This is a genomic window from Cupriavidus sp. 05T313, assembly GCF_056396665.1.
Map to the genome: position 1 here is coordinate 1 of NZ_JBFTLX010000318.1, position 6,995 is coordinate 6,995.

The window sequence follows — 6,995 nt, forward strand, 5'->3', positions numbered from 1 at the left end:
GAGTGGCCTGATCGCCAGCTTCACTCGCGCCTGAAGGCTTGCCACCACGAAACACCTTGAGTAGCGCCGGCAGCAATTTGTGCAGTACCTTCGCCATGGCGGCTTCGTCGATCATCCGCCCCGGCTGAACGCGGGGGGCAAAGCCGTTGCCGAGCGACCGCTGGCGGCGCCGGCATCATGGACGTCCTCGTGCGCGTAAGCGGCTGGTGCAAGGCCGGGCTCCTGCGAATCAGGCGCCTCCTCCCCCTCGCGGCGGCTCAGTTTCGTCTGACCAGCGGGGCCGGGAACCACTCGCCGGACAGGATAGCCTGGTCCGGCCCGTAAAGGCGGAACGTCAGGTTGTAACCCTGTCCCCTGGGGGTCGGCAGCCAGTTGCCGTCCGGTACGCCGTCCGGCCTGGACGGCGCGAAGTACAGCGTCAGCGAACCGTCCTTCCCGTAGCTCAGCCTGGACTGCTTGTTGATCAGGAACCGGTTCTTGGGATTCGGGATCACGCGAAAGTCCCTGGAATCCACCGCGATCACCGACCAGAAGTACTTCACGTGGCCAGCGGGCAGGTCGGCCTTGGCAAAGGTGATGGTGTACGCGTTGCCGCCGTCCAGCCGGGCGCCTGTCCCGTCGGTATCTGTCTTGAAGTACACCACCTCATCGGTGCTGTTGGCCCAGATGCCAGCCATATCGATACGGGTGCGGGTCCGGTAATCGTCTCCGTACTTGCCAATCGTGCTGGGCCGGTTCCAGCCGTTCTTGATGGTGCCGGCAGTGGAAAACGACTTGAGGAATCCCGGCAGTGTTTGCTCGCGGATGACCTTGTCCACCCGCGCGCGTTCGGCGGGGTTGCCCGCCACCGCGGCGCTCACTGCGCGTACCTTGGCCCGGACATCGCCCATGCCCGGATTGATGTCCGGCTCGCTGTCCAGCGCGATGGCGGCCGAGTCGAAGGCTTCCACACCGGGCAGCGTGTCATTGCTGAAAACCGGGGTGGCGGGAATCGGGGCGATCTGCGGCGTGCCGGTCATCCGGATCGTGATCTGTCGCTGCAGGGCGATGGCTTGCTTCTTGTCCGCGCCCAACTCCACTCTCGCCAGCACGCGCGTTGCCTTGCCCGGCAGGTCGATGCGCTTCGCATCCGGTGGCAGTGGCGCGGTGGCGCCTTTCAGGCACATCGCAAAATTGCCGCCGGGATGGCCGGGATAGTTGCGTTCGTTGATGTTGGCGACTGTCTCCCCCCACCCGTTCAGGAACTGGACCGTGTAGTAGCGCCCCTTGATGCGCGGTACGTTGACGACCGCACAAGTCTTCTCGTCCACCGCGATCCAGGCCTCGCTGTAGGCAACATCCAGGTTCGGATTGGCCCAGGAAACGCCGCCCACATCGCGGTGCAGGATCTGGTTCCACTGGAAACCGTCTTTCTGGAAGTCAAGTTGCTCCTGGCGCAGGACAAGCAGGCGGCCCAGCAGGTAGACGTAGGCATCGTTGACGTCCTGGTCCGGCACCATGCCCGCGGCTGGCTCACCCTTCGGCGCACTGCCGCACCCAGACAGGCCGGCCAGCATGGCGGCGGCCAGCACAACCGCGGCGACGGGACGAGATGAGTGATCCATGACTTACTCCGCTCCAGAAAAGCGACTGATGAAATGCCCGAAGTGTCTGAAGTGTCCTGAGGGGTGCCATTTGCACACCGTACACTTTCGCTGGCCGGTGGGTAAAAGTGAATTAAAAATATTGCGCGAGCGATCTACGTAACTTGGATGCCGAGGCCGTCTGTCCCGCCCGACCGGCGGGGCAAGCCATGGTTGCATGATGCAGCAGCCACAAAAGTGCGATGCCGCACTTAACCGAAATCCGGCCCGATGTCCCGCCGTTACCTCTGCATGAACTATGCTGTACTTGCCTACCCCCGATCTGAAAGGAGCCGCCAATGACCTGGACCACTCCCGCATACATCGATATGCGGTACGGATTCGAAATCACCATGTACATCGCCAACCGCTGACCGGCGGACGGCGGAATCCGCGAAAGCCCGCTGTCCAGCGGGCTTTTTCCTTGGCTCCGGCTGGACAGGCACCAGGCCATGACGACACTTCGGGTACTAGGTTCCGCCGCTGGCGGCGGCTTTCCACAATGGAACTGCAACTGTTGCAACTGCGACGGCCTGCGCCGCGGCACCATCGCCGCCACGGCCCGCACGCAATCCTCCATTGCGCTGACCGAAGATGGCATCCACTGGCTCCTCGTCAACGCCTCGCCGGACGTCCTGGCCCAGATCCGCGCCACCCCGGCCCTGCAGCCAGCCCGCGCGGTGCGCGACACCGGCATCGCCGCCGTATTGCTCATGGACGCGCAGATCGACCACGTCACCGGCCTGCTGATGCTGCGCGAGCACCGCAGCGCCCTGCCCGTCTACGCCACGCCCCCTGTGCTGCGGGACCTGTCCGAAGGTTTCCCGCTGTCCCGCATCCTGTCCCACTACTGCACCCTGGAAACCCATCCGCTGCCGCTGGACGCGAGTGCCTTCACCGTGCCGCCGCTAGCAGGGCTGACCTTGCATGCGATCGCGCTGGACAGCAAGCCGCCGCCCTACTCCCCCAACCGCGCCGCGCCRCAGCGTGGCGACAATATCGGCCTGCGCATCGTCAGCGCCGGTGGCAAGCGCGTGTTCTACGCCCCCGGACTGGGCAGCGTCGAACCGCATGTGCGCGCGGAACTGGCCCGGGCCGACGTGATCCTGGTCGACGGCACCTTCTGGACCGACGATGAAATGCGCCGGCTCGGCCTGTCGTCCAGGCTCGCCAGCGACATGGGCCACCTGGCGCAGTCCGGCCCGCACGGCATGATCGCGGCACTGGACGAAGCGCCGGCAGCGCGCAAGATCCTGATTCATATCAACAACACCAACCCGATCCTGGTGGACGACTCCCCGGAGCGCCGCGAACTGGCGGCGCACGGGATCGAGGTGGCCTACGACGGCATGGAGATCGCCCTGTGACGCCCGCAGCACGCCCCCAACCGGTTTCCCCCGAGGAACGCGCGGCCTTCGAAGCGCGGCTGCGCGGACTCGAATCGCGCTACCACATCCATCACCCCTTCAACCGGCGCATGGCCARCGGGCAATGCTCGCGCGAGCAGATCCAGGGCTGGGTGGCCAACCGCTTCTACTACCAGGTCAATATCCCGCTCAAGGATGCCGCCATCCTCTCCAACTGCCCCGACCGCGAAACGCGGCGAGAGTGGGTGATACGCATCCTCGACCACGACGGCACCGCCACCGAGCCCGGCGGCATCGAAGCCTGGAGCCGGCTCGGCGAGGCTGTGGGGCTGACGCGCGAGGCACTCTGGTCTCAACGGCTGGTGCTGCCCGGCGTGCGCTTCGCGGTGGATGCATACGTCAACTTCGCCCGGCGCGCTCCCTGGCAGGAGGCCGTGTGCTCCTCGCTCACCGAGATGTTCGCGCCCGCCATCCACAAGGAACGGCTGGCCGGCTGGCCGCACCACTACCCCTGGATCGAGGCCGAGGGGCTAAGCTATTTCCGTACGCGCATTCCGCTGGCGCAGCGCGATGTCGATCACGGCCTGCGGGTCACACTGGACTATTTCCGCACACCGGCCGAACAGCAGCGCGCCACGGAAATCCTGCAGTTCAAGCTCGACATCCTGTGGTCGATGCTGGATGCCATCGAAAAGGCCTATCCCGTATGAACGCCCCCGCCACGCCCGTCACCCCCGAGACCGCTCCCGCCATGCCACGGCTCGACACGCTCTATCGCCTGCAATGGGAAGAGGCCCAAAAGGCATGGGTGCTGCTCTATCCTGAAGGCATGGTCAAGCTGAACGACAGCGCCGCCGCCATCCTGCAGCGCTGCGACGGCGCCCATACGCTCGACATGCTGATCGACGAACTGCAGACGTCCTTCGGGGTGCAGGGCATTGCCCCCGAGGTGCGCACCTTTGTCGAACATGCCTGCGAACGCGGCTGGCTCGTCTGAACCGGGTCCACCGCTGTGGCTGCTGGCGGAGCTGACCTACCGCTGTCCGCTGCACTGCGCCTACTGCTCCAACCCGGTCGACTACGTACGCTACGGCCCGGAACTCGACACCGCGCAATGGCGGCGGGTCCTGGAGGAAGCACGCGCGCTCGGCGCCGCCCAGCTTGGTTTCTCGGGCGGCGAGCCGCTGGTGCGCGACGACCTGGAAGAACTGGTCGGCCATGCCCGGCAACTGGGCTTCTACACCAACCTGATCACCTCCGGCGTGGGCCTGACGGACGCGCGCCTGGGCGCGCTGCGCGCGGCCGGGCTCGATCATGTCCAGCTTTCGTTCCAGGACGCCACGCGCGAGATGAACGACTTCCTGTCGGGCACCCGCACCTTCGACCTGAAACAGCGGGTGGCAAAACGGATCAAGGCGCATGGCTACCCGATGGTGCTCAACTGCGTACTGCACCGGCATAACCTGGCCCACGTCGGCACCATCATCGACATGGCGCTGGATATGGGCGCCGAATACCTGGAACTGGCCAATACCCAGTACTACGGCTGGGCCTGGGAGAACCGGCTGGCGCTGATGCCGACCGAAGCGCAATTGCGCGAAGCCGAAGCGGTAGTGGCGTCCTACCGCGCCAGGATCGGCAAGCGTTGCCGCATCCTGTTCGTGGTGCCGGACTATTTCGAGACGCGGCCCAAGAAATGCATGAACGGCTGGGGCTCTGTGTTTCTCGGCATATCGCCTGACGGCGCCGCGCTGCCCTGCCATGCCGCGCGCATGCTGCCCGGCCTCATCCTGCCGAACGTGAGCACGCAATCGCTGCACGACATCTGGTACCACAGCGATGCTTTCCAACGCTATCGCGGCACCGCGTGGATGCCGGAGCCGTGCCGGTCCTGCGGCGAGAAAGAGAACGACCTCGGCGGCTGCCGCTGCCAGGCCTACCTGCTGACGGGCGAYGCCAACCGCACCGATCCCGTTTGCGACAAATCTCCGGACCACGCCACCGTGCGCGAAGTCGTCCTGCACGGACGCCTTGCCGCCCACGGCCAGTTGCAGGCCACGGCGCACGAGGCGCCGCTGGTGTTTCGCGCGGACGCGGCGTCCCGCCGCTTCAGCGAATCGGGCCGCTAGCGGGGGGGCGTGACAGGCCGCCTCGCCCTACTCCCCCCTCTCCCCCGTCTCCCCACGACACATCCCGAAACGCCTCCACCAGGTAATCCACCAGCCGGCGCACCTTGAGCGGGAGCTGTTTGCGCGTCGGGTAGACCGCGTACACGCCGAGTTCGCTCGCCCGGTATTCGGGCATCAGTTCGACCAGTGCCCCGCTGCGCAGGTCTTCCTGCAGCATGAAGCTCGGTTGCAGCATGATGCCGCCATGGGCCAGCGCAATGGCGCGGCAGGTGTCGCCGTTGTTGGTGTACACACGGGCGCGCGTGCCCACGCTTACCTTGCCGTCCGGGCCATCGAAATGCCATTCGTCGCGGCCGGACCAGTTGGTGTAGGCGAGTACGCGATGCTTCGCCAGTTCCTGCGGATGCGCTGGCGCGCCGTGCCGCGCCAGATAGGCGGGCGATGCGCAAAGCATCATGCGCGTGCTGGCCAGCTTGCGGCTGATCAGCGCGGAGCTTGGCATGTCGCCGATACGCACCGCGAGGTCGTAGCCTTCATCGACGAGATCCACCACGCGGTCGTTGAGGGTGATGTCCAGGTCGACCTGGGGATACACCTGCATGAATGCGCTCCAGAGCGGCGCGAGATGCATGATGCCGAACGTCAGCGGCACATTGATGCGGATCAGGCCGCTGGGCTCCTGCGTGCGCGAGGTGATCTCGGACTCGGCATCGTCGAGTGCGGCCAGCACCTCCTTGGCGCGCTGATAGAAGATCCGCCCCTCCTCGGTCAGGGACAGCCGGCGGGTGGTGCGCTGTAGCAGGCGCACGCCCAGGCGCTGCTCCAGCGCGTCCACATGGCGCGAGACTGCGGCCTTGGACATGCGCAGGCCTTCCACCGCGCCGATAAAGCTGCCGGCCTCGACTACGGCGGCAAACACACTCATTTCCAGGGCCCGGTCCATGCGCTACGTGTCGGCTTGCGCCTGATTGTCTCGATTACCGGGACTATATATCACGATGAAGGCTATTTATCATCGCCAGTCGAATCAATAGACTGGAAGTTTTCGAGATGGGACTTCCGCCATGTCAGCCGCTACTCCTCTTCCCGTACTGTTCGTCTCCCATGGCGCGCCCACCTTCGCCATCGAGCCGGGCCTTGCCGGCCCGCAACTTGCCGCGCTGGGCCGCGCGCTGCCGGCCGCCGAGGCGGTGCTGGTGGTCTCGCCGCACTGGATGACGCGGGGCGGCGTGCGCGTGACCGCAAGCCCGCTGCCCGAGACCATTCACGATTTCGGCGGCTTTCCGCGCGACTTGTACGCGTTGCGCTATCCCGTGGCCGGACACCCCGCGCTGGCCGCCCGCGCGGCGGAACTGCTTGCGCAGGCCGGCTACCCTGCCAGTCCGGACCCGCAGCGCGGGCTCGATCACGGCGCGTGGGTGCCGCTGCGGCACCTGTATCCCGAGGCGCAGGTGCCGGTGTTCCAGGTATCGCTGCCGCAGCCGCTGGACCCGGCGGGCGCGCTGGCCTTTGGCCGCGCCCTGGCGCCGCTGCGCGGCCAGGGCGTGCTGATCGTCGGCTCCGGCAGCATGACGCACAACCTCTACGAGTTCCGCGGCCACGGCGGCGGCGATGCGCCCTATGTGGCGCAATTCACCCAATGGGTGCGCGAGGCCACGCGCAACGCCATGCGCGATGGCGATGTCCAACCGCTGATCGACTACCGGCGGCTGGCGCCGCACGCCGAGCGCGCCCATCCGACCGACGAGCATTTCCTGCCGCTGCTGGTGGCCATCGGCGCGGCGGCGGCGGGCGAACCGCTGCAGGTGATCGACGGCGGCATTACATACGGCATCCTGTCGATGGAGTCTTATGTGATCGGCCAATACCGGCACGAC

The 6,995-nt window shown here is 66.3% G+C and carries 8 protein-coding genes; 6 read left to right on the forward strand and 2 right to left on the reverse strand.

The genetic code is table 11. The features are described from left to right. Positions 1-257: 257 nt before the first annotated feature. Positions 258-1,604, reverse strand: coding sequence for a DUF1214 domain-containing protein (locus AC1DKD_RS37305; protein WP_477111570.1), 1,347 nt, complete (start codon positions 1,602-1,604; stop codon positions 258-260). A 317-nt stretch (positions 1,605-1,921) separates the two neighbouring features. Between AC1DKD_RS37305 and pqqA the strand changes: the two genes are divergently transcribed. The 5 genes from pqqA to pqqE all read left to right on the forward strand — a co-directional run bounded on the left by pqqA (position 1,922) and on the right by pqqE (position 5,118). Continuing rightward, positions 1,922-1,996 (forward strand): pyrroloquinoline quinone precursor peptide PqqA, encoded by a 75-nt coding sequence (pqqA, locus tag AC1DKD_RS37310; protein WP_081862393.1) that lies wholly within the window; start codon positions 1,922-1,924, stop codon positions 1,994-1,996. Between the two features lie 78 nt (positions 1,997-2,074). Next, a complete protein-coding gene (gene pqqB, locus AC1DKD_RS37315; RefSeq protein WP_441633538.1) occupies positions 2,075-2,989 on the forward strand; it encodes a pyrroloquinoline quinone biosynthesis protein PqqB in 915 nt (304 codons plus the stop codon). Continuing rightward, positions 2,986-3,699 carry a pyrroloquinoline-quinone synthase PqqC gene (gene pqqC, locus AC1DKD_RS37320; protein WP_477144427.1) on the forward strand — a complete coding sequence of 238 codons (714 nt, stop codon included), beginning with the start codon at positions 2,986-2,988 and terminating at the stop codon, positions 3,697-3,699. Before pqqB ends, pqqC begins: the two co-directional genes overlap by 4 nt. 41 nt (positions 3,700-3,740) lie before the next feature. Further along, on the forward strand, positions 3,741-3,986 hold the full coding sequence (gene pqqD, locus AC1DKD_RS37325) for a pyrroloquinoline quinone biosynthesis peptide chaperone PqqD (RefSeq protein ID WP_035872850.1): 246 nt from the start codon (positions 3,741-3,743) through the stop codon (positions 3,984-3,986). Beyond that, positions 3,958-5,118 (forward strand): pyrroloquinoline quinone biosynthesis protein PqqE, encoded by a 1,161-nt coding sequence (pqqE, locus tag AC1DKD_RS37330; protein WP_441633556.1) that lies wholly within the window; start codon positions 3,958-3,960, stop codon positions 5,116-5,118. Before pqqD ends, pqqE begins: the two co-directional genes overlap by 29 nt. On the opposite strand, the gene AC1DKD_RS37335 is transcribed toward pqqE, so the two are convergent. Then, positions 5,099-6,061, reverse strand: a complete 963-nt coding sequence (locus AC1DKD_RS37335; protein ID WP_477111572.1) for a LysR family transcriptional regulator — start codon at positions 6,059-6,061, stop codon at positions 5,099-5,101. The two genes, pqqE and AC1DKD_RS37335, sit on opposite strands and share 20 nt — an antisense overlap. 121 nt (positions 6,062-6,182) lie before the next feature. Here AC1DKD_RS37335 and AC1DKD_RS37340 point away from each other — a divergent pair. Next, positions 6,183-6,995, forward strand: an 813-nt coding sequence (locus AC1DKD_RS37340) for a dioxygenase family protein (RefSeq protein WP_477144428.1), incomplete at its 3' end; no start/stop codon positions are given.

Coding starts and splice junctions, on each gene's coding strand:
- AC1DKD_RS37305 (WP_477111570.1), bottom strand. CDS start 1,604: ATGGATCACTCATCTCGTCCCGTCGCCGCGGTTGTGCTGGCCGCCGCC.
- pqqD (WP_035872850.1), top strand. CDS start 3,741: ATGCCACGGCTCGACACGCTCTATCGCCTGCAATGGGAAGAGGCCCAA.
- AC1DKD_RS37335 (WP_477111572.1), bottom strand. CDS start 6,061: ATGGACCGGGCCCTGGAAATGAGTGTGTTTGCCGCCGTAGTCGAGGCC.